This window comes from Pseudomonas macauensis, assembly GCF_047902425.1.
Lineage (GTDB): Bacteria > Pseudomonadota > Gammaproteobacteria > Pseudomonadales > Pseudomonadaceae > Pseudomonas.
The window spans coordinates 2,207,327-2,233,148 of sequence record NZ_CP138377.1; the positions used below are offsets into that span (position 1 = coordinate 2,207,327).

Here is a 25,822-nt window from a genome sequence, read left to right on the forward strand (position 1 = left end):
GCGAAGGAGGCCGACCCATGCAGGAACCCCACGACAGCGCCTGGCAGCGTGTGCTGCAGGACATCACCACACCCTTCGACCGGGTCAGCGAGATGACCTACGGGGTGATCATGACCCTGACCATCATCTCGGTGATTTCCGCCGCCAGCGGCGGGGCGAGCCGGCAGGACCTGATCGTCGCCGCGCTGGGCTGCAACCTGGCCTGGGGCCTGGTGGACGCGCTGATGCTGCTGGTGCGCCTGCGGGTGGAGAGGACTCACCGGCATGGCCGCCTGCGGGCCTTGCGTGGCATCTCGAACGACACGGATTTCCGCGACGGACTCGACGACTTCCTGCCGCCCCGGCTGGTGGCCGTCCTGCAACCGGACGAGGTCTGGCGCCTGCGCCAGCGCCTGATGGGGTCGTCTCTGGGGACTGGCGAGCCGCCGCGCGGCGGCGCCGAGGTGTGGTTGGCGGCCCTGCTGATCGTGCTGCTGGTCACAGGAATCACCCTGCCGATGATCCTGCCGCTCTGGTTGGTGCCGGACGACCTGCTGGCGCTGCGGCTGGCCCAGGCTATCGGCGTGGTCATGCTGTTCATGCTCGGCTGGCTGCTGGCGCGTTGGGCCGGCGATTCGCCCTGGCCGGGGGCGCTGGGTTTCACCGCGCTGGGCGTGGCGATGACCGGGCTGTGCATTGCCCTGGGGGGATAGTGTTTCAGGTTGTTTCCGTTCTTGCGCGCAGAGGTGCCGGCCCGGATGCTGGAACGTCGTCCCGCCGGGACGGTCCACCACCCGATGCAAGGATGCCGTCATGCCATTCGCCTATGCCTGCCTGGCCCTGTCGATGCTGCTCGTCGGGGGCAATATCGCCATCGGCAAGCTGATCCTCGCCGAAGTCCCGCTCTACCTGTTCGCGGCCTTGCGCTTCCTCATCGCCAGCCTGGTGCTGCTGCCGGGCATGTTCCTCCGCGACGCCCGCCGGGGGCTGGATCGCCGGGCCTGCGGCGGGCTGTTCCTGCAGGCGTTCTTCGGTTGCTTCCTGTTCAGCCTGTGCATGTTGCACGGCGTGCTGCTGACCTCGGCGACCAGCGCCGGAATCATCACCAGCGCCACGCCGAGCGTGATCGCGCTGCTGGCCTGGCTCTGGCTGCGTGAGCGGATCAGTGCACCGCAGTTGCTGGCGATCGTGCTGGCGGTGTCGGGCATCGCCGCGCTGAACCTGCTGGAACACCCGGAAACCGGCAGCGGCAGTGTCGCCGGCAACCTGCTGGTGCTCGGCGCGGTGCTGGCCGAAGCGCTGTTCGCGGTGTTCTCGCGCCGGCTGTCGCTCAGTGTGCGGCCCTGGGCCATGGCCTTCGGCGTCAACCTGGCCGGGCTGCTGCTGTTCCTGCCGCTGGCCGTGCCGCAGGCGCTGGAATTCGATTGGAGCCTGCCTGGTGCGGCGACCTGGGGTTGGCTGCTGTTCTACGCGCTGAGCGCCAGCGTGCTGTCCTTCCTGCTCTGGTACCGCGGTATCGCACAGGTGCCGGCCAATGTCGCCGGGCTGTTCACCGGCCTGATGCCGGTCAGCTCCGCGCTGGTCGGGGTGTCGCTGCTGGGCGAGCATTTCAGTGTCGGCCACGCTCTGGGCATGCTGCTGGTGCTCGCCGCGCTGGTGCTGGGCACCCGTCGTGCCGAATTGCCGCCTGTCGCCGTTGCCGGGGCCGACGCGGTGAAGTAGCGGCAACTCGCCGGTAGAGACGCTACGCTGGTGAAGTGGCCTTGGGAATCCGCCAAGGGAAAGTGCCTTTCAGCGTGTTCGGCGGATTTGGCTGCAATTGGGGGACGTTGATTCGCTTGGCGTTTCCCGTGGCACATAGAGGTGCCCGGAACGCATCCTTGCCCCAGGTCGGGGTGCGTTCGTTGGCGGGGAATAAACTCTGAACGTCTCGAAAGGAGGTGCGTACCATGGAAAAGCCCCTCTCGGAGGATATCAGCGTCAACGTGTTGCGCCGGATGAAGGAAGGTGGCTTCGATTTCGCTCGTATACATCCCATCGACTTTTTCGCCATCTTTCCCGATGAACAGAACGCCCGTAAGGCCGCCCGGCAATTCCGGGGCGAGTCGCTGAGGGCGCAGGTCGAAGCCCGCGACGATGGCGGCTGGAGCCTGCAGATCAGCAAGGTGATGTTCGCGACCCATGCGGGCATCGGCGCTTTCGAGCACGACCTGGAGGAAGTCGTGGCGCCGCTGGGAGGTGTTCTGGACGGCTGGGGCGTGACCCAGGAAGTGAACTCCCTGCGTCCCTAGCAGCAACGCGTTCCGAGCCGTCGGTCGACGGCTGTGATTGTCTACCCGCAACCGCATACGCGCCGTCACCCACCATGACGGCGCGGTTTCCGCGCGGGTACGCCGGGGTTTATGACACCTCCCCGATGCGGCAGACTGCCGTGCGGAGGTGACCATGACCGATATTCTGATTCTGACCCACGTCGATTTCTGCCCGCCGGGCCACCTGGCCACGGTGCTGGACCGTTGCCGCCTGTCGTTCGAGGTGCGCCGCGCCGACCTCGACGAGCTGCAGGGCTATGACCTGGAGCGGCCGAAGGCGGTCGCCATCATGGGCGGGCCGATGAGCGTCAATGACGATACGCCGTGGCTGCGCACGGAGATCGCGGCGATCCGCCGGTTCATCGAGCGCGACGTGCCGATGATCGGCCATTGCCTGGGCGGCCAATTGCTGGCCAAGGCGCTGGGCGCGGACATTCGCCGCCTGCCCTATACCGAAATGGGTTGGCAGCCGATGCGTCGGCTGGAGTCGCAGAGCCCGTGGCTGGCGCACCTGCCGGACGAATTCCCGATCTACCAGTGGCATGGCGACACCTTCGACCTGCCCGAGGGCGCGACGCACCTGCTCTCCAGTCCCTGGTGCGAGAACCAGGCGTTCAGCTTCGGCGAGCGCATCCTTGGCCTGCAGGGGCACCCGGAGATGACCGAGGAGCTGGTGAGCGGTTGGATCAAGGGTTGGCCGGAATATCTCGACCCCAGCCAGCCGAGCCAGGAAAGCGCGGAGGTAATGCTGGCCGAACTGCCGCAGAAGGTCGCGGCGATGAACCGCGTGGCGGAAGGGTTCTACAGCCATTGGTTGAAGCTGGCCGGGTTGGTTTGATCGTCGCTGCGTCGTTGCGTTGCGGACGGAGTCCGCTCCTACGAGATCAAGAGCCCCTCACCCTAACCCTCTCCCGCAAGCGGGAGAGGGGACCGTTCGGTGCAGGATGAAACCTTGGCATCAGCCGACACGGTCTGCCCCCTCTCCCTGAGGGAGAGGGCTGGGGTGAGGGGAGGCACCGGCACAGACTGTCCAGAAACGTAGGGCGTATAACGTTCGACGTTATACGCCGTTTGACCTTGGCTTCCGGTCGCACGGACTTCAATCGGAACACCTGTCACCCAGCGCTTCGAGCTCGACCATGAGCCAGCCGACGTTCATGGTGTATCGGCGTACAACCGCGAACGGTTGTACGCCCTACGAATGCGCAGGCAGTTCCCCAGTGCTTCAATGCTTGATCATGATGTGCCGCGCCACCGTGTAGTCCTCCAGGCCGTACATCGACAGGTCCTTGCCGTAGCCCGACTGCTTGAAGCCGCCGTGGGGCATCTCGCTGCACAACATGAAGTGGGTATTCACCCAGGTGCAGCCGTACTGCAGGCGCGCGGCCACCCGTGAGGCGCGGCCGACGTCGCGGGTCCAGACCGAGGAGGCGAGGCCGTAGTCGGAGTCGTTGGCCCAGCGGATCGCCTCGTCCGCATCGCTGAAGGGCGTCACCGAGACCACCGGACCGAATACCTCGCGGCGGACGATCTCGTCGTCCTGCTCGGCATTGGCCACCACCGTTGGCTCATAGAAGAAACCCTTGCCGCTGACGATATTGCCGCCGGTAGCGATGCGGATGTGCGGGCTGGCCTTAGCCCGTTCGACGAAGCCGGAGACGCGTTCGCGCTGTGCTGCGGTGATCAGCGGGCCGAGCTCGGTGTTCGGGTCGTTCTGCAGGCCGGTCTTCAGGCTACCGACTGCGCTGGCCAGGTCGGCGACGAAGTTGTCGTAGATCTTCTTGCCGGCGTAGATGCGGCAGGCGGCGGTGCAGTCCTGGCCTGCGTTGTAGAAGCCGAAGGTGCGGATGCCGGCCACCACGTCCGCCAGGTCCGCGTCGTCGAAGACGATCACCGGGGCCTTGCCGCCCAGTTCCATGTGCAGGCGCTTTACGCTGTCGGCGGCGCTCCGGATGATTGCCTTGCCGGTGCCCACGGAGCCGGTGAGGGAAACCATGCGCACCAGGTCGTGGCTCACCAGCGGAGAGCCCACGGTCGGGCCGCGGCCGAAGACCAGGTTCACCACCCCGGCGGGGAACAGTTCGGCAATGAATTCGGCCACCCGCAGGGCGGTCAGCGGGGTCTGCTCCGAGGGCTTGAGTACCACGCAGTTGCCAGCGGCCAGGGCCGGGCCGAGTTTCCACGCGGCCATCATCAGCGGGTAGTTCCAGGGGGCAATGGAGGCTATCACGCCCACCGGGTCGCGGCGGATCATCGAGGTGAAGCCGGGCAGGTATTCGCCGGCGGCGGAGCCGGGCATCACGCGGCAGGCGCCGGCGAAGAAGCGGAACACGTCGGCGATGGCCGGGATCTCGTCGTTCAGCGCGGCGGCGTAGGGCTTGCCGCAGTTGTCGGATTCCAGGCGGGCCAGTTCCTCGGCGTGTTCCTCGATGCGGTCGGCCAGGCGCAGCAGGAGCATGGCGCGGTCTTTCGGCGCGCTCTGCGACCAGCTGTCGAAGGCCTTGTCGGCGGCGCGCACGGCGGTGTCCACCTGGGCTTCGCTGGCCTCGGCGATCTGGCCGAGCACCTCGCCGGTGGCGGGGTTGAGGATGTCCAGCTTCTCGCCTTCGCCGGCGACGAACTGGCCATTGATCAGGAGTTTGGTTTGCATCGCGTCCTCCGTGCAGGTGCGGTTGATGGATTCGCGGGTTACTTGCCGCTCCCCGCCACGTCGCTGGTGCCCCGGGTCAGGTAGTAGGCACCGAGGATCGGCAGCATGGTGGCGAGCATCACCAGCATGGCGACGACGTTGGTGATCGGCACGTCGCGCGGGCGGGTCAGCTGGTTGAGCAGCCACAGTGGCAGGGTGCGCTCGTGGCCGGCGGTGAAGGTGGTGACGATGATCTCGTCGAAGGACAGGGCGAAGGCCAGCATGCCGCCGGCCAGCAGCGCCGTGGCGATGTTCGGCAGGATGATGTAGCGGAAGGTCTGCCAGCCGTCGGCGCCCAGGTCCATGCTCGCTTCGATCAGGCTGAAGGAGGTGCGGCGGAAGCGGGCGATCACGTTGTTGTAGACGATCACCACGCAGAAGGTGGCGTGGCCGATGACGATGGTGAGGAAGCCGGGGTCGATGCCGAGGGTCTTGAACGCCGAGAGCAGGGCGATACCGGTGATGATGCCGGGCAGGGCGATCGGCAGGATCAGCATCAGCGAGATGCTCTCCTTGCCGAAGAAATCGCGGCGGTACAGCGCGCCGGCGGCCAGGGTGCCGAGGACCATGGCGATCAGCGTGGCCACGCAGGCGATCTTCACCGACAGCCAGATGGCGTCGAGCACGTCGCCGCGGGCGAAGGCGATGCTGAACCACTTCAGGGTGAAGCCCTGCAGCGGGAAACTGTAGGCCGACTCCTCGGTGTTGAAGGCGTAGAGCAGGATCACCAGGATCGGGAAATGCAGGAACACCAGCCCGCCCCAGGCGGCCAGGCGCAGGAACCAGGAGGGCCGATCGTCAGAGCGCATCGAAGGCCCCCAGCCGCTTGGCGATGGACAGGTAGACGGCGATCAGCACGATGGGCACCAGGGTGAAGGCGGCCGCCAGGGGCATGTTGCCGATCGCGCCCTGTTGCACGTAGACCATGGTGCCGATGAACAACCCGCTGGGGCCCACCAGCTGCGGGATGATGAAGTCGCCCAGGGTCAGGCTGAAGGTGAAGATCGAGCCGGCCACCACGCCGGGGAAGGCCAGCGGCAGGACCACCTGGAAGAAAGTCTGCCGCGGGTGCGCACCGAGGTCCGCCGAGGCCTGCAGCAGCGACGGCGGCAGGCGCTCCAGCGACGCCTGGATCGGCAGGATCATGAACGGCAGCCAGATGTAGGTGAACACCCAGAAACGCCCGATGTGCGAGGTGGACAGGGTGTTGCCGCCCACGCCGGGCACATCCAGCAGCAGGCCCAGCGCGCCAAGCAGGTGCAGGCGCTCGATCACCCAGTAGAGGATGCCACCCTTGGCCAGGATCACCGTCCAGGCGTAGGCCTTGACGATGTAGCTGGCCCACATCGGCAGCATCACCGCGATGTAGAAGAAGGCTTTTTCCTTGGGCCCGGCGAACCGCGCCATGTAGTAGGCGATGGGGAAGGCGAGGATGGCGCTGGCGATGGAGACGCTGATGGCCATGCCCAGGGTGCGCAGCACGATGTCGTAGTTGGCGGGGTTGATCAGCGCCTTGTAGTTGGCGAAGGTCAGCTCCGGCGTCACCGCCATGGTGAAGTCGTCGAAGGTGTAGAAGCTCTGCCAGAGCAGGGCGAACAGCGAGCCGATGTAGATCACCCCGAACCACAGCAGCGGCGGTATCAGCAGCATCAGCAGATACAGCGTGCTGCGCCGGTAGAGGAAGCTGGAGATGCCGCGCATCGGGCTCATGGCGCCGGTTCCTCCAGCAGCGGCACCAGTGCGCTGCGCGCCCAGCAGGCGGTGACCGGCTCGCCCGGCTGCGGCCGGCGTTCCTCGCGCTCGCCGTTGGGCAGCGCGGCGACCAGGCGGCCGCCGTTGTCCAGCTCGATCTCGTAGCGGCTGCTGGCGCCCATGTACTGCACGTCGAACAGGGTGCCGCTGACTTCCAGTTCGCCGTCGCCGGCGCGGCCGAAGCGTACGTGTTCGGGGCGCAGCGAGTGCGGCCGGGTTTCGCCGAGCAGGCGCTGGGCCAGGTCCCCGCGCAGCACGTTGGCGGTGCCGACGAATTCGGCGACGAAGCGCGTGGCCGGTTTCATGTAGAGGTTGCGCGGGGTGTCGACCTGCTCGATGCGGCCCTTGTTGAACACCGCCACGCGGTCGGACATGGACAGCGCCTCGCCCTGGTCGTGGGTGACGAAGATGAAGGTGATGCCCAGCTGGCGCTGCAGTTTCTTCAGCTCCACCTGCATTTGCTCGCGCAGCTTGAGGTCCAGCGCGCCGAGGGGTTCGTCCAGCAGCAGCACACGGGGGCGATTGACCAGGGCGCGGGCTAACGCGACGCGCTGGCGCTGGCCGCCGGAGAGCTGCGCCGGCTTGCGACTGCCGTAGCCGCCCAGGGCGACCATGCCCAGGGCCTCTTCGGCGCGCTTCAGGCGTTCGGCCTTGCCGACGCCTTTGACCTTGAGCCCGTAGGCCACGTTGTCCAGCACGTTCATGTGCGGGAACAGCGCATAGTCCTGGAACACCGTATTGACGTCGCGCTCATAGGGCGGCAGCCCGGCGGCTTCCTGGCCGTGGATGCGGATGGAGCCTGAGGTTGGCTGCTCGAAGCCGGCGATCAGGCGCAGGCAGGTGGTCTTGCCGGAGCCCGACGGGCCGAGCATGGAGAAGAACTCGCCGTCACGGATCTCGATGGACACCCGGTCGACGGCGCGCACGTCGCCGTAGTGACGGCTCACCTCGGTGAACTGGACGGCTGTGGTCATGCTGCTGGCTACCTGAGTGGCGGGGCTGCATCAGAAAAGGTAGCGCATGGGGGCGAGGGCGTTTGCCAGCGTGCGGAGGAGATGACGGCTCTTGTAGGATCGAGGGGGACGCCTAGTCCTTGCTCGCGAACCAACTCCCACTACGGGGCTGTTCGCGAGCAAGCTCGCTCCTACAGGTCAGGCGTAAAGCTGTATCGCTATCTCCCACCCATGATCGCGATGTAGTCCTGCGTCCAGCGGCTGTACGGCACGCACTGCCCCTGGGCGCATTTGGCCTGCGGGGTCTTCCAGAAGGCGATGCGGTCGAATTGGTCGTAGCCATTGGTGGCGCAGCCCTGCGGGCCGAGCAACTGGCTGCCGGTGCAGCCGGTGGGGGAGGCGGGTACCGAGCCGAACCAGGCGGCCACGTCGCCCTGCACCTTGGGCTCCAGCGACCAGTTCAGCCACTTGTAGGCGCAGGTCGGGTGCTTGGCGTCGACGTGCATCATGGTGGTGTCGGCCCAGCCGGTCACCCCTTCGACCGGGATGGTCGATTCGATCGGCTGCTTCTCGCCCACCAGCGCGTTGACCTGGTACGGCCAGGAGCCGGAGGCGGCGACGCCCTCGTTCTTGAAGTCGCTCATCTGCACCGTCGCGTCATGCCAGTAGCGGTGGATCAGCTTCTGCTGGTCGCGCAGCAGCTTGAGGGTGGCGGCGTACTGTTCCTCGTTGAGTTCGTAGGGGTCCTGGATGCCGAGGGCAGGGTTGGTGGTCTTCAGGTACAGGGCGGCGTCGGCGATGTAGATCGGTCCGTCGTAGGCCTGCACGCGGCCCTTGTTGCTCTTGCCGTCGGGCAGCTTCTGCTCGCTGAACACCACGCTCCAGCTCAGCGGCGCCTTGGGGAAGACCTTGGTGTTGTACATCAGCACGTTCGGGCCCCACTGGTAGGGCGTGCCGTAGTGCGTGCCGTCCACCGTGTGCCACGGCGCGTTCTGCAGGCGCGGATCGACGTTTTTCCAGTTGGGGACCAGGGCGATGTTGATCGGCTGCACGCGCTTGCCATAAACCAGGCGCAGCGAGGCATCGCCCGAGGCGGTGACCAGGTCGTAGCCGCCCTTGGCCATCAGGCTGACCATCTCGTCGGAGGTGGCGGCGGTCTTCACGTTGACCTTGCAGCCGGTGTCCTTCTCGAACTGCGTCACCCAGTCGTAGTTCTTGTCGCTCTCGCCGCGCTCGATGTAGCCGGGCCAGGCGATGATGTCGAGGGCGCCTTCGGGCTGGCCCAGTTGCTTGAGCGCCTCGGCGGCCTGGAGGGAGGCGCTGCTGAGCAGGCTGATGCCGGCGAAGGCAAGCGCCGCGACTTTCCCTGAAGACAATTGCACTGATGACATGAATCGACTCCTGTTGTTCTTCGTTGTCGGAGCCTCTGCGGCCGAACCGCGCCGTAAGGTCGGCATCTGGTTGATAGCGATGTGCCCTATCGGGAGGGGGCTCTTGCAGCGTAGTTCCGGCCCCAGAGACTGACAAGAAAGCCCCCTGCACCCTGCAAAGCCCCGCCCGTTGGCCTTTGCGGCCCCAAACGGGGCGTGCCGGGACGCACCGGCCGACAAAGCGCACCAAGGGGGTGCGAGGCGTTCGGTTGGTCTTTGCAAACCGTTGAATCAAAAGGAAATCGACCTCTGGCACGGGCCTTGCGATGGTCTTCCCAACCGAGGACAAGCGGCAGCAAGGAGTAGAAGATGGCTCGGGTGTTCTATGACGAAATGCATGACGCCGCTGGCGCCTGCCGACCGCACTACACGGAGTTCGCCCGCTGGCTGGCGGACATGCCCGGAGAACAGCTGCAACAGCGTCGTCGCGAGGCCGACCTGCTGTTCTATCGCGCCGGGATCACCTTCACCCTCTACGGCGACGACCAGGGCACCGAACGCCTGATTCCCTTCGACACCATCCCGCGCAGCATCCCCGCCAGCGAGTGGAAGACCATCGAGTCCGGCTGCATCCAGCGCGTGCAGGCACTCAACCTGTTCCTCGCCGACCTTTACCACGACCAGCGCATCCTCAAGGAAGGCCTGATCCCGCCCGAGCAGGTCCTGGCCAACGACCAGTACCAACTGGCCATGCAGGGCCTGGACGTGCCCGGCAACGTCTACGCACACATCGCCGGTATCGACCTGGTGCGCGATGGCAACGGCGCCTACTACGTCCTCGAAGACAACCTGCGTACCCCCAGCGGCGTCTCCTACATGCTGGAGAACCGCAAGATGATGATGCGCCTGTTCCCCGAGCTGTTCGGCGCCCAGCGCATCGCGCCCATCGACCACTACCCGAACCTGTTGCTCGACACCCTGCGTCAGGCCAGCCAAGTGGAGCAGCCCTGTGTGGTGGTGCTGACGCCCGGCCGCTTCAACAGCGCCTATTTCGAACATGCCTTCCTCGCTCGCGAAATGGGCGTGGAGCTGGTGGAGGGCGCCGACCTGTTCGTCCGCGACGAGCGCGTCTACATGCGTACCACCGCCGGCCCGATGCCGGTGGATGTGATCTACCGCCGGGTCGACGACGACTTCCTCGACCCGCTGGCCTTCAACCCCGACTCCATGCTCGGCGTGCCCGGCCTGCTGGCCGCCTACCGCGCCGGCAACGTGGTGCTGGCCAACGCCATCGGCACCGGCGTGGCCGACGACAAGTCCATCTACCCCTACGTGCCGGAGATGATCCGTTTCTACCTGGACCAGGAACCCATCCTGCACAACGTGCCGACCTGGCAATGCCGCCGCCCGCAGGACCTGTCCCACGTGCTGGCGCACCTGCCCGAACTGGTGGTCAAGGAAGCCCAGGGTTCCGGCGGCTACGGCATGCTGGTCGGCCCGGCGTCGAGCACGGCCGAGATCGAAGCCTTCCGTGCGCGGCTGATGGCGCGTCCGGAGGCCTACATCGCACAGCCAACGCTGAGCCTGTCGACCTGTCCGACCTTCGTCGAGAACGGCATTGCGCCGCGCCACATCGATCTGCGGCCCTTCGTGCTGTCCGCGCCGGACAACGTGCGCCTGGTGCCCGGCGGCCTGACCCGCGTGGCGCTGCGCGAAGGCTCACTGGTGGTCAACTCGTCGCAGGGCGGCGGTACCAAGGACACCTGGGTGGTGGAGTAGGCGGTGCGTCCTCACAGTTAATGACGACCCCGCTGCGCCCCAAAAGACGCAAGGCGCAGATGAGAAGGAGGTTTCAGTGAATACCGATGAAACAGGAGTTTTGCCAGCTTGCGCCTTTTGGGGCACAGCCCTGCGGGTTGGCGCTGTGAGCCTGCCATGCGTCGTTGCGGAACTAGGTGAGGGGCCGGCCATCACCGGCGTCCCGCGTCTAGCCTGGCAGGCCCCCATCACCAACGTGGTTCGCCATTAACTGTAAGGACGCACCGCATCATGCTGAGCCGTACCGCTTCCGACCTGTACTGGATGTCGCGCTACCTGGAGCGTGCCGAGAACCTCGCGCGCATGCTCGACGTGTCCTACTCGCTGTCGCTGATGCCCCAGGACGACCGTGGCAATGGCCTGGAGGAACTGGCCATGCCGCTGCAGATCACCGGCAACCTCGACGCCTACCTCGCCCGACACGGCGAGCTGCACGCCGAGCGCATGCTGAGTTTCTTTGCCCTGGATGCGCAGAATCCGGCGAGCATCTACTCCTGCTTCGGCGCCGCACGCGCCGGCGCCCATGCGGTGCGCGGGCGCATCACCACCGACATGTGGGAGAACATCAACGCCACCTGGCTGGAGATGCGCGACATCGCCCAACAGGGTCTGCTGCGCTACGGCATCAGTCACTTCTGCGAATGGGTGAAGGACCGCTCCCACCTGTTCCGCGGTGCCACCCTCGGCACCAGTATGCGCAACGACGCCTTCCACTTCATCCGCCTGGGCACCTACATCGAGCGCGCCGACAACACCCTGCGCCTGCTCGATGCGCGCCAGCAGGTGCTGGGCGAGCGCGGCGCCGGCCCGGCCGAGGGTTCGGCGCGCGGCTATTACCAATGGACGGCGCTGCTGCGCGCGCTGTCGGCCTTCGAGGGTTACACCGAGCTTTACCGCGATGCGCTCAACGTACGGAACATCGCCGAACTCCTGCTGCTGCGCGAGGACGTGCCGCGCTCGCTGCTGGCCTGCGCCGAGGAGCTGCGCCAGATCCTCGCCAGCCTGCCCGGCGCCAACGGCCGCCCGGCCCAGCGCCTGGCCGCCGAGCTGGAGGCGCGGGTGCGCTATACCGGCATCGACGAGGTGCTGGGCAGCGGCCTGCATCCCTGGATCACTGATCACATTGGGCTGGTACGCCAGCTCGCCAACGCCATTCACAGCTCGTATCTGGAGGCCGCATGAAACTCTCCATCCGCCATGACACCACCTACCGCTACGAAGACCAGGTGCGCGCGAGCATCCAGTACCTGCGCCTGACCCCGCAGGAAAGCGAACGCCAGCACGTGCTCGACTGGCAGTTGCACCTGCCGCGCCCGGCACATCCGCAGCGCGATGCCTACGGCAACATCCTCCACGTACTGACCCTGGACGAGCCCCACGAAGCCATCGTCATCGCCGCCCATGGCCACGTGGAGATCGACGTGGAGAACGAACGTGAGCACGATCACCTGTCGCCGCTGCCCTTCCTGCGTAGCACCCGCCTGACCCTGGCCGACGGCGCGCTGCAGGAATTCGCCCGCGCCCAATGCGCGGAACAACGCGACCGCAAGGCGATGATCAAGCTGATGCAGGCGTTGCACGAGCGCATCGTCTACGTGCCCGGCTCGACCCAGGTCGACAGCACCGCCGCCGAAGCCTTCGCCGCGGGGCAGGGCGTCTGCCAGGACCATGCCCACGCCTTCCTCGCCTGCCTGCGTCACCTGGGCGTGCCGGCGCGCTATGTCTCCGGTTACCTCTACACCGACGCCGAGGAGCACCTGGCCAGCCACGCCTGGGCCGAAGCCTGGTTGGATGACGCCTGGTACAGCTTCGACGTGACCAACGTGCTGGATCGCCCCGAGCGCCACCTGAAACTGGCCGTCGGTCTGGACTACCTCGACGCCTGCCCGGTGCGCGGCATGCGCCGGGGCGGCGGCGGCGAGCAGATGCACGCCCGCGTCACCGTGGCGCCGGGGCACCTGCAACAGATGCAGCAGGCGCAGCAGTGAGGATGCGTGGCGCGCGGACCGGCACCGGCATAAGATCGGTGCCAGTTCCCTCCGCCAAAAAGACAGTCATGAGACCGCTATGACCTATTGCGTCGCCATGAACCTCGCCCAGGGCCTCGTCTTCGTCTCCGATTCGCGCACCAACGCCGGCGTCGACAACATCGCCGTGTTCCGCAAGCTGCATATCTTCGGCTCGCCCGGCGAGCGCCTGATCGTGGTGCAGAGCGCCGGCAACCTGGCTACCTCTCAGTCGGTGATCAGCGTGCTGCGCCAGCGCATGGGCAGCGACGAGCCGAACCTGGGCAATGTCCAGAATCTGTTCGAGGCGGCCCGGCTGGTGGGCTCGACGCTGCGCGAGGTGGTCGACCACGACGAGAACATCGGGCAGAACCAGGGGGTCGACCTGGGTAGCTCCTTCCTGGTCGGTGGGCAGATAGGCGAAGAAGTGCCGCGCCTGTTCAACGTCTACCCGCAGGGCAACTTCATCGAATCCACCCGCGACACGCCGTACTTCCAGATCGGCGAGAGCAAGTACGGCAAGCCGATCATCGACCGCGCCATGAGCTACGCCACCCCGCTGGAGCAGGCCCTGCGCTGTGCGCTGATCAGCTTCGACTCGACCATCCGCAGCAACCTTTCGGTGGGCATGCCGCTGGACCTGCTGGTGTACCGCGAGGGCAGCCTGCAGGTGCCGGCGGGGTACCGCATCCAGGAGGGCGACCCGTACTTCGAGGGCATCCGCGGGCAATGGGGCGCAGGGTTGCGGCAGTTGCTGGGCGAACTGCCGGCGCCGCCGGGGGATTACTGGCACTGACGCTCGGTGTTCGGGCGGGTTCGCGAGCGGACCTCCGCCACTCCGCGTGCTTTCGTAGGAGCAACTGTCTTTCTCTGAGAGTCCGTGCCTGGATTGCCCTCTCCCTAACCCTCTCCCTGAAGGGAGAGGGGACTGGTTTGGCGCCGGCTGAAACTTTAGAGTCAGCCGGCACGGATAGCTCCCTCTCCCTTCGGAGCGGGGCGCGCAGCCAGGGCGGGGGAGAGGGTTAGCCCTGGCACGATATTTCAGGTAGGAGCGAGCTTGCTCGCGAACCGTCGCCGCACCGACCTTGCCGATCAGCTCCCGGCCTTCACCTTCCGCCCCGCCATGTGCTTGAGGTAAGCCACGATCTGATCCAGCTCCTGGTCGCTGATCACTTCCGGCGCGAAGCCTTTCATCCGCGCTTCCGGCCAGTGCCGAAGGCTCTGCGGGTCGCGGATGTACTGCTTCAGATAGCCGCTGGCGAAGTACTCGGTCGGGTTGTGCGGCACGTTCAGGTCCGGGCCGAACTGCGAGTCGCCGGCGCCATTGAGGCGGTGGCAGGCCAGGCAGTTCTTCTGGAACTGGGCGAAGCCCGAGCGCACCTGCTTCGACGCGTCCTTGGCCGGCAGCAGGGCGGGGAAGCGTTCGGCCAGCGGCTTCAGGTAGCGGATGCTGGCGACCTGGAAGGGCCACTGCTCGGGCCCGATGCCAGCGACCTTGGGGGCGGTCCAGACCAGGTAGAACGGGCCGGCCGAGGGCTTGCCGGCGGCCAGCTCCGGCCAGGGCTTGTTCGGCTCCTCGATGGCCAGCCAGGCGCGCGAGCCCTGGCTCGCCAGCAGCGGCGCGGCCGGCAGTTCGGCGGCGAAACCATCCAGCGCCACGGCTTGCAGGTGGTCGCTGGACTTCACGCCCTCCAGCAGCGCGGCCAGGGGCACGGCGCGGTAATGCATGGTGCGGTTGTAGGAGACGTCAGCGGGAATCTCGATGTCCTGCGCCTTGGGGTTGGCCAGCAGCTCTTCGGTGCTCAGGCTGTGCTGGCCAGCGGGCAGTTCCAGGGTCAGGGTGGCGGCGAAAGTCGTGGGGCAGAGCAGCAGCAAGGACAGCAGCAGTGGGCGCATGGAGGTTCGGTTCCGTGAGCGGAGTGGGCGGCCGAACCATAGCAGAAGGTGGGGGAGAAGGAAGTGGCACCCGCGCTGCGTTGACCGTGGCTCGCGAGTGGCGGCACGCGGTGCGCAGCAACGGGATCGCCGGTTTGTTGTCCCTAGCCGACCAGACGACTCAGATTGGGGATGATCAGCACCACTGTGGTGGCAAAGACGATCAGGCTAGCCTGACGCCATTTTCTTGATTGTTGATGATCCATCATGGCCTTCCGCCTTTCTTGTTGTTGGCGCGGTTCCGATCCGCACTCACGGCCTGTCGGCAGTGGAGACTGCGCCCTGGCTTCTGACCGCCCCGGCAAAACCCGGCAGCGGCACTTTTCGCAGTGTCTGCAAAATGGAGTCTAAGCCTAGTGCGACGTGGGCTTAGACCATCTGGCAACAAATCCTGCAGTTCCAGGCATATTCCATCTATATGACCCCGGTGTGACAGCTCTGGCCCGCAGATCGACCGTTTGTCCGGCTTCTTGCGCAGGCCTTTTCCAGAGCCTCCGACCCCAGGGCCGCCGGTCGGAGGTTGAGCGTGACGGTCAATGCGCCTGAGCGCTGCGGTCATTGTCGGTGTCCGCCACGCCGCTAAGGTAGGCCGACACGCCACGCCTGCGTGACGACAACTCTAAGAGAGAACGCCATGACCGAAGCATTCATTTACGACGCGGTGCGTACTCCCCGCGGCAAAGGCAAGAAGGACGGCGCGCTGCACAGCGTCAAGCCGGTCAACCTGATGGCCGGCGTCCTGCGCGCGTTGCAACAGCGCAACCAGCTCGATACCGCCCAGGTCGACGACATCGTCCTGGGCTGCGTGACCCCGGTGGGCGACCAGGGTGCGGACATCGCCAAGACCGCCGCGCTGGTGGCCGACTGGGACGAGCAGGTTGCCGGCGTGCAGATCAACCGCTTCTGCGCCTCGGGCCTGGAAGCGGTCAACCTGGGCGCCATGAAGGTGCGCTCGGGCTTCGAGGACCTGGTGGTGGTCGGCGGCGTGGAATCCATGTCCCGCGTGCCCATGGGCTCCGACGGCGGTCCCTGGGCGCTGGACCCGGAAACCAACCTGCACACCAGCTTCGTGCCCCAGGGCATCGGCGCCGACCTGATCGCCACCCTGGAGGGCTTCAGCCGCGCCGATGTGGATGCCTTCGCCCTGCGCTCCCAGCAGAAGGCCGCCAAGGCCCGCGCCGAAGGACTGTTCGGCAGGTCCCTGGTGCCGGTGACCGACCAGAACGGCATCGTTCTGCTCGACCACGATGAATTCATCCGCGGCGACTCCACCCTCGAAGGCCTTGGTGCGCTCAAGCCCAGCTTCGAGATGATGGGGCAGATGGGTTTCGACGCTACCGCGCTGCGCAAATACAGCTTCGTCGAGCGCATCGAGCACGTGCACACGCCGGGCAACAGCTCCGGCATCGTCGACGGCGCCGCCGCCATGCTCATCGGCTCCGAAGCCAAGGGCCGCGAGCTGGGCCTGAAGGCGCGCGGGCGCATCGTCGCCACCGCGGTGACCAGCACCGACCCGACCATCATGCTCACCGGCCCTGCGCCGGCCACCCGCAAGGCGCTGGCCAAGGCGGGCCTCAAGGCCGAGGACATCGACCTTTATGAGGTGAACGAAGCCTTCGCCTCGGTAGTGATGAAGTTCATGAAGGACATGGGCGTGCCCGAGAGCAAGGTCAACGTCAACGGCGGCTCCATCGCCATGGGCCACCCGCTGGGCGCCACCGGCTGCATGATCCTCGGCACCCTGCTGGACGAGCTGGAGCGGCGCAACCTGCGCTACGGCCTGGCCACCCTCTGCGTGGGCGGCGGCATGGGCATCGCGACGATTATCGAAAGGGTTTGAGGCCGGAGAATAAAAATGACCGACGCCATCCGCTTTGAAAAAGGCCAGGACAACATCGTCGTCCTGACCATGGACATGCCCGGCCAGAGCGCCAACACCATGAACGGTGCGTACCGCGAGGCCATGGCCGCCACCGTGGCGCGCCTGGAAGCCGAGCAGGATTCGATCGCCGGCGTGGTGATCACCTCCGCGAAGAAGACCTTCTTCGCCGGCGGCGACCTCAACGAACTGATCAAAGTCACCCAGCTCGATGCCCAGGCTTTCTATGACGGCATCCTGGTCCTCAAGGGCCAGCTGCGTCGCCTGGAAACCCTCGGCAAACCCGTGGTCGCCGCCATCAACGGCGCGGCCCTGGGCGGCGGCTGGGAAATCTGCCTGGCCTGCCACCACCGCATCGCTCTGGACGAAAGCCACGTCCAGCTCGGTCTGCCGGAAGTCACCCTGGGCCTGCTGCCCGGCGGCGGCGGGGTCGTGCGCATGGTGCGCCTGCTCGGTCTGGAGAAGGCCCTGCCGTACCTGGCCGAAGGCAAGAAAGTGCGCCCGGAACAGGCGCTCAAGGCCGGCCTGATCCACCAATTGGCCTCCAGCCGGGAAGACATGCTGGCCAAGGCCCGCGAGTGGATCGCCGCCAACCCGGCCGCCAAGCAGCCGTGGGACACCGCCGGCTACAAGATCCCCGGCGGCACGCCGGCAAGCCCCAGCGTGGCGCAGATGCTGGCCATCGCTCCGTCCGTGCTGCGCGACAAGACCAAGGGCTGCTTCCCGGCGCCGGAGAAGATCATGTGCGCCGCGGTCGAAGGCGCGCAGGTGGACTTCGACACCGCGCAGCTGATCGAGGCGCGCTACTTCACCGAGCTGACCACCGGCCAGGTGGCGAAGAACATGATTGGCACCTTCTGGTTCCAGCTCAACGAGATCAACGCCGGCAAGTCCCGTCCGCAGGGCTATCCGGTCACCCAGACGAAGAAGGTCGGCGTCATCGGCGCCGGCATGATGGGCGCGGGCATCGCCTACGTCTCGGCCGCCGCCGGTATCGAGGTAGTGCTCAAGGACGTTTCCCTCGAAGCGGCCCAGAAGGGCAAGGCCTACTCGGCCGGGCTGCTGGACAAGAAAGTGGGCAAGGGCCAGATGACCGCCGAGAAGCGCGATGCCTTCCTCGCACGCATCCAGCCGACCGCCAGCGACGCCGACTTCGAAGGCTGCGACCTGATCATCGAAGCCGTATTCGAGGACCGTGGCCTGAAGGCCAAGGTCAGCGCCGCCGCCGAATCCGCCGCGCTGCCCGATGCAGTCATCGCTTCCAATACCTCGACCCTGCCAATCACCGGCCTGGCCGAGGCCGTGGCACAGCCGCAGAAATTCATCGGCCTGCACTTCTTCAGCCCGGTGGACAAGATGCCGCTGGTGGAGATCATTCGTGGCGGGAATACTGACGATGCCACCCTGGCCCGCGCCTTCGACTACGTCCTGCAGATCAAGAAGACCCCGATCGTCGTCCACGACAGCCGTGGCTTCTTCACCTCCCGTGTGTTCGGCACCTTCACCAACGAAGGCCTGGCCATGCTGGGCGAGGGCGTGTCGGCGGCAATGATCGAGAACCAGGCCCGCCAGGCCGGCATGCCGGTGGGCCCGCTGGCGATCAGCGACGAAGTGTCCATGAGCCTGATGAGCCACATCCGCGAGCAGACCCGCAAGGACCTGGAGGCCGAAGGCAAGCAACTGCCCAAGCACCCGGCCTTCGCCGTGGTGGATCTGATGGTCAACGAGTACAAACGCCCGGGCAAAGCCGCTGGCGCCGGTTTCTACGACTATCCCGCCAATGGCAAGAAGCACCTGTGGCCGGAGCTGAAGCAGCGCTTCGAGAGGGCTGACGCACAGATTTCCGCCGAGGACGTGCGCGACCGCATCCTCTTCGTGCAGGCCATCGAGACGGTACGCTGCGTGGAGGAGGGCGTGCTGACCTCCACCGCTGACGCCAACATCGGTTCGATCTTCGGCATCGGCTTCGCGGCCTGGAGCGGCGGCGCGCTGCAGTTCATCAACCAGTACGGCCTGAAGGACTTCATCGCCCGCGCCGAGTACCTGGCCGAGCAGTACGGCGAGCGCTTCCTGCCGCCGGCGCTGTTGCTGGAGAAGGCGGCGCGGGGGGAGTCCTTCTGAGGTGATCTTCGTAGGAGCGAGCTTGCTCGCGAACCACCCCCGCTGCGGGGCCGTTCGCGAGCAAGAACTAGGCGTCCCCCTCGCTCCTACAGAAAGCAACCGGCCCGAGTGGCCGGTTTTTTCTTGCCGGTGCAAGCCGTAGGATGGCGCCTTCCGACTCGCAAGGACCGCACCGATGACCGTTCCCGCCCTGTTGATCATCGACCAGCAGCAAGGCATGCGCGAAAGCCCTGAGCCGCGCAACAACCCGCAGGCCGAACAGCGTATCGGTGAGTTGCTGGCAGCCTGGCGCCAGGCCGGCTGGCCGGTGGTTCACGTGCGGCACATCTCCCGTACACCGGGCTCGCCATTCTGGCCGGGGCAACCGGGGGCGGAGTTCCAGCCGGAGCTGGCACCGCTGGACCACGAACAGGTGCTGGAGAAGAACGTCCCTGATGCCTTTATCAACAGCGGCCTGGAGCGTTGGCTGCGGGTGCGCGGCATCGACTCGGTGGTGATCTGTGGCGTCAGCACCAACAACTCGGTGGAGGCCACGGCGCGTTCGGCGGGCAACCTGGGCTTCGTCACGCAGGTCGTGGCAGACGCCTGCTTCGCCTTCGACAAGCGCGATTTCAACGGCGTGCTGCGCAACGCGGAGGAGGTCCACGCCATGTCCCTGGCCAACCTGCAAGGCGAATATGCCCAGGTGCTGGACGCGAACTCGATCCTGCGAGCGCTGTCCCTGAGCTGAATCCTTGCCAACCGGCCGTCACCCCTGTGCGTCCGTGCAATTGAAGGAAGTCGGTTTTTCCGGTATTTCCCCTGAAATTCCTACGCAAGAATCGGCCACGGCATCTTGCGTGGTGAAAAAATAGGGCGTAATTTTCACGCGCGTTCCATCAGTGCCAGGATAACCATTCTTATCAGCCGCTAACCCCCAGGAATCACCCCTGCATGTCGTTGCACATCTGCATTCTGGAAACCGACATCCTCCGCCCCGAGCTGATCGACCAGTACAAAGGCTATGGCTGGATGTTCCAGCAACTGTTCGCCAAGCAACCCGTTCCGGCCGAGTTCAAGGTCTACAACGTGGTGGAAGGGCATTATCCGCCCGAAGATGAGAAGTTCGACGCGTACCTGGTGACAGGCAGCAAGGCGGACTCGTTTGGCACTGATCCCTGGATCCAGACCCTAAAGGACTACGTGCTGAAGCTCTATGAGCGCGGTGACAAGCTGCTGGGCGTGTGCTTCGGCCACCAGCTGCTGGCGCTGGTCCTCGGCGGCAAGGCCGAGCGTGCGGATCAGGGCTGGGGCGTGGGCATCCACGACTACCGCATCGAGGAACAGCCGGAGTGGATGAGCCCGTCGCTGGGCGATGGCCTGACCCTGCTGGTCAGCCACCAGGACCAGGTCACCGAGCTGCCCCATGGCGCGCGCCGTATCGCGTCCAGTGACTTCTGCCCGAACGCGGCCTACGCCATCGGTGACCAGGTGCTGTGCTTCCAGGGCCACCCCGAGTTCCAGAGCGACTACTCCCAGGCCATCCTGGAACTGCGCAAGCACGTCTTCAGCGAGCCGGTGTTCCAGTCCGGTATCGACAGCCTCGCGCGCCCGCACCAGGGCACTGTGGTGGGCGAGTGGATGATGCGCTTCGTGCAGCAGGGCCGCGAGAAGAAGCAGAACGCCGCCTGATTCCCGCCGTGCCCCATGAAAACGCCGCTCCTTCGAGCGGCGTTTTCGTTTTCCCGGGGCGTAGGGCGTACGACCGCTCGCGGTTGTACGCCGATACACCTTGGTTCGTGGTCGGCGCCGGGATCGAGAGCGGAGTGCCCTGAGATCACGGTCAAACGGCGTACAACGTCCATGCGTCGTCGGCTAGAGCCACTCCGCCTGCTTGAAGCTGATGTACAGCCCGACGCACCCCAGCACCAGCAGCCCCATGATCAGGAAGTAGCCGTAGTGCCAATGCAGCTCCGGGATGTATTCGAAATTCATCCCGTAGATGCCGGCCACCGCCGTGGGAAAGGCGAGGATCGCCGCCCAGGCAGCGAACTTGCGCTGCACCACGCTCTGCCGTGAAGACTCCAGCGCCAGCCCGACCTCGATAGTCTGGGTGGCCACGTCGCGCAGGGTGGTGAGATCTTCCAGCAGGCGATTCACATGGATCGCCACGTCTCGGAAATAGGGGCGCATCTGTTTGTCGATGAAGGGGAAGTCCAGGCGCTGCAGTTCCTGGCAGATCTCCACCATGGGCGCGGCATAGTGCTTGAGCTTGAGCACCTCGCGGCGCAGGCCGTAGATCTTCTCGATCTGCTCCTGGGTCAGCGATTTGCGCAGTACCTGCTGCTCGACTTCCTCGATTTCTCCGCGGATGGCTTCCACCACCGGCTCGTAGTTGCTGACTACGAAGTCCAGCAGGGCATAGAGCACGAAGTCGGTGCCGTGGGCCAGCAGCAACGGCCGAGCCTCGCAGCGCTGGCGCACCTGAGAGTAAGACTGCGAGAAGCCGTGGCGGGCGCTGATGATGTAGCCGACGCCGGCGAACAGGTGGGTTTCCACGAACATCAATCGGCTGTCAGCACGGATTGGCGAATAGATCACCATGAACAGCGCGTCGCCAAAGGTCTCCAGCTTCGGTCGGCTGTGCTTTTCCAGGGCGTCGGAGACGGCCAGTTCGTGCAGGTTGAACTGCCGCTGCAGGTTGAACATTTCTTCCGGTGTCGGCTCCTGTAACCCCGTCCAGACAAAATGGTCGGGCTGGCAAGCCCAGCGGTAACCGTCCTCCAGGGGAATATCGGAGACCTTGCGGCCCTTGCTGTAGACGGCGGATGCGATGACACGGCCCATGGTGAACCCCCCGCAACTGGCTGGCGCGCGGGACAGTTCGTCCCACGACGCAGACTCTCACGCGGACAGTGTTGGACAAGCTCGCCGGCTGCGCCAGCCGAAAGGCATCAGGAGTGGGGATTCAGGGCGCTCTGCAGGCCTTGCAGTGCCACGGGCAGCGCCTGGTTGATGCGGGTGAAGATCCCGGCCCTGTCGACATTGTCCACCGGTGCGCGACGGACGCTGTCGTAGCCGGCAGCCAGCGCCATGACCACCAGGATCACCATGGTGTAGAGCCCCAGGGCGGCGAGGGCGCCGTTGCGAGCGTAGCGGTGGGCCTGGCGATTCATGGTGATGGCTCGGGTGGCGGGAAGCGATGGCTCAGTGTCGCCGTCGTCCTGCCCGTTGAATAACGAAGCCGGTTGCTTTCGAGTATCAGGGAAATTGATGGCGGGCCGGGGTGCATGCCGCCGTGGAGTGCGGGCGGAGTACTCGGAAGTTTCCGAGAGCTGGACAGCATTCATGGGCGTTTGACCCGCGTCAAAAATGGGGAGGCCGCCGGGCGTAACGTGGAAATCAGGGGGTAGCGCAACGCTGCCACGGACATTCCGAACACAAGGAACGCTTCATGATTCGATACGTTGAAGGCGACATTCTGCTCAGCAAGGCCCAGGTCATCGCGCACGGCATTGCACCCCAGGACCACTTCGACTCCGGCCTGGCGCTGGCACTGCGCGAACGCTGGCCGTCGATGGTGCGCGACTATCGCCACGCCGCCCATTCGGATGCGCCGGAGCCGGGTTCGATCTGGGTCTGGTCGGGCGTCGATGCGGACGGTGGCACCCGATGCATCGCCAATCTGCTGACCCAGGACATGCAGGGTTCCGGACGCGGCGCGCGACCGGCGAAGGCGACACTGGAGAATGTCGGGCACTGCCTGAAGGAACTTGCCCGCTACCTGCAGAGCGAACGGGTGAGCAGCCTGGCGCTGCCTTGTCTGGCGACCGGTGTGGGCGGGCTCGACTGGAAGGATGTGAAACCGTTGGTGGAGCGTTACCTGGGCGATCTGGGTATCGCAGTGGTGGTCTACGAGGTCTACCGCAAGGGAGTGGCCGCCGCTGAGTGACGCCGCCCTGTCGCCCTCGAAAAGCCCGGCCGCAAGCCGGGCTTTTCGCATCGGGCTGGAGGGCATGATGTCACCTGCTGCTGGCGAGGTCGGTATCAGCCTTGTTTGGCAGTGGCTTCCACGGTGTGGCTGGCTGCCTGCTCGGCCGGTTGTTGCTGAGCGCTCTGGGTCAGGTTGAGCATGCGGTTCTGCATCAGCGGGGATTCCTCGGCGAAGCTGGCCTGGGCGGCGATGGCAGTGGCAGCGGCGAAGAGGGTTGCGGCGATAACCTTGAGTTTCATGATGAACACCTCCGATGGTGTTGCTTTGGGTTCATCCATAGGTTAATACGCAATAATTTTTGAAAAATAGCAGTTCGGCTTAATGAGTTTTTACAAAAACGCAACAGTTGGCTGGCGCAATGAAAGTCCCGGGCATAAAAAAGCCCGGCGTGGGGCCGGGCTCTTTCTCGCTTGGGGTCAGGCGAGGTGCTGCTTGTCCTGCTCGATGGAGCGGTCGAGGGTCTCCAGCAGTTGCTTGCGCACTTTCAGCTTAGTGTTGCGGTGAGCGGTCATGTTGAGCTTCTTCAGGTGGCGTGCCGCTTCCAGGGCTGCCTCCTGCAGTTGCTCGGCCGGTACCACCTTGTCGAGGAAACCGGCGTCCACGGCATCGCGCGGGTTGAACATCTCGGCGTTGATCACCGAGCGGGTGAAGGCCGAGCGGCGCAGGCGGTCGCGGGCCAGTTCGATGCCCACGTGGTGCATGGTCATGCCGATGGCGACTTCGTTCAGGCCGATCTGGAAGGGGCCGTCGACGCCGATGCGGTAATCCGCCGAGAGCAGGATGAAAGCGCCCTTGGCCACCGCATGGCCGGTGCAGGCGACGATGACCGGGTAGGGGTGGGAGAGCATGCGGCGCGCCAGGGTGGAACCGGCGGCCACCAGGTTCACGGCGTTCTCCGGGCCGGAGGTCATCACCTTCAGGTCGTAGCCGCCGGAGAGAATGCCCGGCTGACCGGTGACGATGACCACTGCCCGATCCTGTTCCGCCTGATCCAGCGCCTGATTGAAGGCCTCGATGACGGCGGGGGAGATCGCGTTCACCTTGCCGTTGTTCAGGGTCAGGGTGGCGATGCCGTCTTCGAGTTGGTAGGTGATCAGCTCACTCATGGCGGTAGTCCTTGGTTGGAAGTGGGCCAGAACATACTGACGGGGGAGGCGGGCGTAAAGCACTTTGGCTGACCGGTGAGTCACCCGGAATCCGGGGCTTGTGGGGAGTCGTACGCATTTCCGGGAGACCGTCGTGGAGGGCGTTCGACAGTGCTGTTAAGCTGCCACTATTGCCCGTGATGCCTCCCGCTCTCGCAAGGACTGCTGCATGTCGAAACTCGTCAAATGGATCTTCCTGGCCCTGGTCGCCGTCGCCGTGATCATCAAGGCGTCGCTGTGGCTGTCCGTGCGCAGCATCGTCGATGATGCGATTGCGCAGCTGTCGCCGATGATGGAGATCAGCTACGGCGGTATTTCCTCGTCCTTCGACGGTCGGGTCGGGCTCAAGAACGTCGTGATCAGGGTGCCCATGGCCCATGACAGCCTCAAGGTGGCCCATGCCCAGTTGAAGTTCAACGGCTTGCGCGAGCTGCTGAGCTTCAAGGAGCGCCTGGCCGAGCGCAAGCTGCCCGAGCAGATGGCCCTGGAGCTGCAAGGCGTGGAGCTGGAGGTGGCCGGCCCGTTCGTGCAGCAGTTGTATGCCGTACCCGCCGAGAAGAGCGCCTTCACCGCGATGAGCGAAGTGGTCTGCGGCAACGTCCGTAATATCGGCGTCGATGAACTGTTGCAGATGGGCTATCGCTCCCTGCAATCGGACCTGGAGTTCTCCTACCGCTTCGAGCCCGGCGCGCAGAAGCTCACCTTCAACCTGCGCAACGACGCCCGCGACATGCTGGACTTGCGCCTGAGCATGTCGCTGATGAATGTGTCCGAGCGCCCGGGTGACATGCGCGTGAACCCGCCACGAGTCCAGCAGGTCACCGTGGAGATGGACGACAACCAGTACCAGCGCCGGGTCACCGAGTTCTGCCGCAGCAAGATGGGCCTCGATCAGAAGGCTTATCTGGCGCTGTCGCTGGAGCAGTTCGACAAGTCCCTGCGCCAGCAGCGCATCGCCCTCGACAAGCCGGTGCTCGAGGCCTACGGCCGCTACCTGAGCGATCCCCGTTCGCTGCGCATCGAACTGACTCCCAGCGAGGGGATGGCCTGGGATGGTCTACAGTTCTTCGAGCCCAAGGATGTCATCGGGATGCTGCGACCGAGCGTTCTGGTCAACCAGGAGGCGGTGACCCAGTTGGGTTTCAGCTGGGTCGATCCGCTTAAACACAAAATCACGCCGGAAAACGACCTTCAAAAGGTTTCGGCTGAAGAAACGGTTGAGTCGGAAGCTAGAACGCAGCAATATGAGTTCGTTAATGTTGACAGCCTTGCCCAGTACACCGGCAAGCGCCTGCAGTTCATCACGTTTGATGGTGCCTATTACCAGGGTGTGCTGCACAAGGTGGAGAACGGTCGAGCCTATATCACTGTCCTGATCGGGACCGGCTCGGCGGAAATGTTCCTCCGCCTGAACAAGATCAATCAGGTGCGGGTCATGTTGTGAGGCCCCAGAAGGAGAGAGCAAGTGAGTGAGTCGTTGTCCATCCATCACGATGAAACCAGCCACCAGTTCGTCACGACGGTGGACGGCCATCGCGCCTATCTGGCCTATATGGATCTGGGCAAGCAGACGCTCGACATCTACCGCACCTTCGTCCCGGATACCCTGCGCGGCCGCGGCATCGCCGCTGCTCTGACCGAGCACGCCCTGCAGTACGCCGAGCGCAAGGGCTACAGCGTGATCCCGTCGTGCTCCTATGTGGAGCGCTACCTGGAACGCCGCCAGCGTCATACCGATACCGCGCTCTGATTCGCGGATCGCAGAAATGAAAAAAGCCGGGCTCATTGCCCGGCTTTTTCTTTGCCATATGCCCGCCCCATCAACTTGTAGGGCGGATAACGCCTCAAGCGTTATCCGCCATCATGGGTATCGCTTCGCTCCACGCCATC

Annotated in this window: 25 protein-coding genes; 15 read left to right on the plus strand and 10 right to left on the minus strand. The window is 65.3% G+C overall.

The window, feature by feature from the left end:
• The first annotated feature begins 17 nt into the window (after positions 1-17).
• The 4 genes from SD196_RS10510 to SD196_RS10525 all read left to right on the plus strand — a co-directional run bounded on the left by SD196_RS10510 (position 18) and on the right by SD196_RS10525 (position 3,129).
• Positions 18-692, plus strand: a complete 675-nt coding sequence (locus SD196_RS10510) for a hypothetical protein (RefSeq protein WP_416311410.1) — start codon at positions 18-20, stop codon at positions 690-692.
• A gap of 100 nt (positions 693-792) precedes the next feature.
• Positions 793-1,701, plus strand: a complete 909-nt coding sequence (locus SD196_RS10515) for a DMT family transporter (protein ID WP_275607740.1) — start codon at positions 793-795, stop codon at positions 1,699-1,701.
• 227 nt (positions 1,702-1,928) lie between these two features.
• Positions 1,929-2,270, plus strand: coding sequence for a ribonuclease E inhibitor RraB (locus SD196_RS10520; protein ID WP_275607739.1), 342 nt, complete (start codon positions 1,929-1,931; stop codon positions 2,268-2,270).
• 154 nt (positions 2,271-2,424) lie between these two features.
• Positions 2,425-3,129: a type 1 glutamine amidotransferase gene (locus SD196_RS10525; RefSeq protein WP_370601283.1), complete on the plus strand. Its 705-nt coding sequence runs from the start codon at positions 2,425-2,427 to the stop codon at positions 3,127-3,129.
• 387 nt (positions 3,130-3,516) lie between these two features.
• On the opposite strand, the gene SD196_RS10530 is transcribed toward SD196_RS10525, so the two are convergent.
• The 5 genes from SD196_RS10530 to ydcS form a co-directional block, all read right to left on the minus strand.
• Complete coding sequence (locus SD196_RS10530) at positions 3,517-4,941, minus strand: gamma-aminobutyraldehyde dehydrogenase (RefSeq protein WP_275607724.1); 1,425 nt, start codon at positions 4,939-4,941, stop codon at positions 3,517-3,519.
• 38 nt (positions 4,942-4,979) lie between these two features.
• A complete protein-coding gene (locus SD196_RS10535) occupies positions 4,980-5,789 on the minus strand; it encodes an ABC transporter permease (RefSeq protein WP_275607723.1) in 810 nt (269 codons plus the stop codon).
• Positions 5,779-6,690 (minus strand): ABC transporter permease, encoded by a 912-nt coding sequence (locus SD196_RS10540; RefSeq protein ID WP_416311411.1) that lies wholly within the window; start codon positions 6,688-6,690, stop codon positions 5,779-5,781. The genes SD196_RS10535 and SD196_RS10540 overlap by 11 nt, the downstream gene beginning before the upstream one ends.
• Positions 6,687-7,706: an ABC transporter ATP-binding protein gene (locus SD196_RS10545; RefSeq protein ID WP_275607721.1), complete on the minus strand. Its 1,020-nt coding sequence runs from the start codon at positions 7,704-7,706 to the stop codon at positions 6,687-6,689. The genes SD196_RS10540 and SD196_RS10545 overlap by 4 nt, the downstream gene beginning before the upstream one ends.
• A gap of 197 nt (positions 7,707-7,903) precedes the next feature.
• Positions 7,904-9,076 (minus strand): putative ABC transporter substrate-binding protein YdcS, encoded by a 1,173-nt coding sequence (ydcS, locus tag SD196_RS10550; RefSeq protein ID WP_416311412.1) that lies wholly within the window; start codon positions 9,074-9,076, stop codon positions 7,904-7,906.
• Positions 9,077-9,424: 348 nt separating this feature from the next.
• On the opposite strand from ydcS, the gene SD196_RS10555 reads away from it, so the two are divergent.
• The 4 genes from SD196_RS10555 to SD196_RS10570 all read left to right on the plus strand — a co-directional run bounded on the left by SD196_RS10555 (position 9,425) and on the right by SD196_RS10570 (position 13,675).
• On the plus strand, positions 9,425-10,834 hold the full coding sequence (locus SD196_RS10555; RefSeq protein WP_275607719.1) for a circularly permuted type 2 ATP-grasp protein: 1,410 nt from the start codon (positions 9,425-9,427) through the stop codon (positions 10,832-10,834).
• A 270-nt stretch (positions 10,835-11,104) separates the two neighbouring features.
• Positions 11,105-12,055 (plus strand): alpha-E domain-containing protein, encoded by a 951-nt coding sequence (locus SD196_RS10560; protein WP_416311413.1) that lies wholly within the window; start codon positions 11,105-11,107, stop codon positions 12,053-12,055.
• Positions 12,052-12,861 carry a transglutaminase family protein gene (locus tag SD196_RS10565; protein WP_275607717.1) on the plus strand — a complete coding sequence of 270 codons (810 nt, stop codon included), beginning with the start codon at positions 12,052-12,054 and terminating at the stop codon, positions 12,859-12,861. Before SD196_RS10560 ends, SD196_RS10565 begins: the two co-directional genes overlap by 4 nt.
• A gap of 79 nt (positions 12,862-12,940) precedes the next feature.
• Complete coding sequence (locus SD196_RS10570; protein ID WP_416311414.1) at positions 12,941-13,675, plus strand: peptidase; 735 nt, start codon at positions 12,941-12,943, stop codon at positions 13,673-13,675.
• A 296-nt stretch (positions 13,676-13,971) separates the two neighbouring features.
• Here SD196_RS10570 and SD196_RS10575 read toward each other — a convergent pair whose 3' ends face one another.
• Positions 13,972-14,775 carry a c-type cytochrome gene (locus tag SD196_RS10575; RefSeq protein ID WP_416311415.1) on the minus strand — a complete coding sequence of 268 codons (804 nt, stop codon included), beginning with the start codon at positions 14,773-14,775 and terminating at the stop codon, positions 13,972-13,974.
• 673 nt (positions 14,776-15,448) lie between these two features.
• On the opposite strand from SD196_RS10575, the gene SD196_RS10580 reads away from it, so the two are divergent.
• From SD196_RS10580 to SD196_RS10595, 4 genes are all read left to right on the plus strand, one after another.
• Positions 15,449-16,654 carry an acetyl-CoA C-acetyltransferase gene (locus SD196_RS10580; protein WP_275607714.1) on the plus strand — a complete coding sequence of 402 codons (1,206 nt, stop codon included), beginning with the start codon at positions 15,449-15,451 and terminating at the stop codon, positions 16,652-16,654.
• A 15-nt stretch (positions 16,655-16,669) separates the two neighbouring features.
• Positions 16,670-18,814 (plus strand): 3-hydroxyacyl-CoA dehydrogenase NAD-binding domain-containing protein, encoded by a 2,145-nt coding sequence (locus tag SD196_RS10585; RefSeq protein WP_416311416.1) that lies wholly within the window; start codon positions 16,670-16,672, stop codon positions 18,812-18,814.
• 175 nt (positions 18,815-18,989) lie between these two features.
• A complete protein-coding gene (locus SD196_RS10590; RefSeq protein ID WP_275607712.1) occupies positions 18,990-19,544 on the plus strand; it encodes a cysteine hydrolase family protein in 555 nt (184 codons plus the stop codon).
• Positions 19,545-19,747: 203 nt separating this feature from the next.
• The gene (locus SD196_RS10595; RefSeq protein WP_275607711.1) at positions 19,748-20,485 is read left to right on the plus strand and encodes an amidotransferase; all 738 of its coding nucleotides are present in this window, start codon (positions 19,748-19,750) and stop codon (positions 20,483-20,485) included.
• Between the two features lie 183 nt (positions 20,486-20,668).
• Here SD196_RS10595 and SD196_RS10600 read toward each other — a convergent pair whose 3' ends face one another.
• Complete coding sequence (locus SD196_RS10600) at positions 20,669-21,640, minus strand: magnesium and cobalt transport protein CorA (RefSeq protein WP_275607710.1); 972 nt, start codon at positions 21,638-21,640, stop codon at positions 20,669-20,671.
• Positions 21,641-21,747: 107 nt separating this feature from the next.
• Positions 21,748-21,969 (minus strand): hypothetical protein, encoded by a 222-nt coding sequence (locus tag SD196_RS10605; RefSeq protein ID WP_416311417.1) that lies wholly within the window; start codon positions 21,967-21,969, stop codon positions 21,748-21,750.
• Positions 21,970-22,247: 278 nt separating this feature from the next.
• Between SD196_RS10605 and SD196_RS10610 the strand changes: the two genes are divergently transcribed.
• Positions 22,248-22,745, plus strand: coding sequence for a macro domain-containing protein (locus SD196_RS10610; RefSeq protein WP_275607708.1), 498 nt, complete (start codon positions 22,248-22,250; stop codon positions 22,743-22,745).
• Between the two features lie 95 nt (positions 22,746-22,840).
• On the opposite strand, the gene SD196_RS10615 is transcribed toward SD196_RS10610, so the two are convergent.
• Both SD196_RS10615 and SD196_RS10620 read right to left on the minus strand, forming a co-directional pair.
• Positions 22,841-23,026: a hypothetical protein gene (locus tag SD196_RS10615; RefSeq protein WP_275607707.1), complete on the minus strand. Its 186-nt coding sequence runs from the start codon at positions 23,024-23,026 to the stop codon at positions 22,841-22,843.
• A 177-nt stretch (positions 23,027-23,203) separates the two neighbouring features.
• Positions 23,204-23,893 (minus strand): crotonase/enoyl-CoA hydratase family protein, encoded by a 690-nt coding sequence (locus SD196_RS10620; RefSeq protein ID WP_275607706.1) that lies wholly within the window; start codon positions 23,891-23,893, stop codon positions 23,204-23,206.
• A 208-nt stretch (positions 23,894-24,101) separates the two neighbouring features.
• Here SD196_RS10620 and SD196_RS10625 point away from each other — a divergent pair, with 208 nt between their 5' ends.
• Both SD196_RS10625 and SD196_RS10630 read left to right on the plus strand, forming a co-directional pair.
• Positions 24,102-25,376, plus strand: a complete 1,275-nt coding sequence (locus SD196_RS10625) for a hypothetical protein (protein WP_416311418.1) — start codon at positions 24,102-24,104, stop codon at positions 25,374-25,376.
• A 21-nt stretch (positions 25,377-25,397) separates the two neighbouring features.
• A complete protein-coding gene (locus SD196_RS10630) occupies positions 25,398-25,682 on the plus strand; it encodes a GNAT family N-acetyltransferase (RefSeq protein ID WP_152222548.1) in 285 nt (94 codons plus the stop codon).
• Positions 25,683-25,822: the final 140 nt, after the last annotated feature.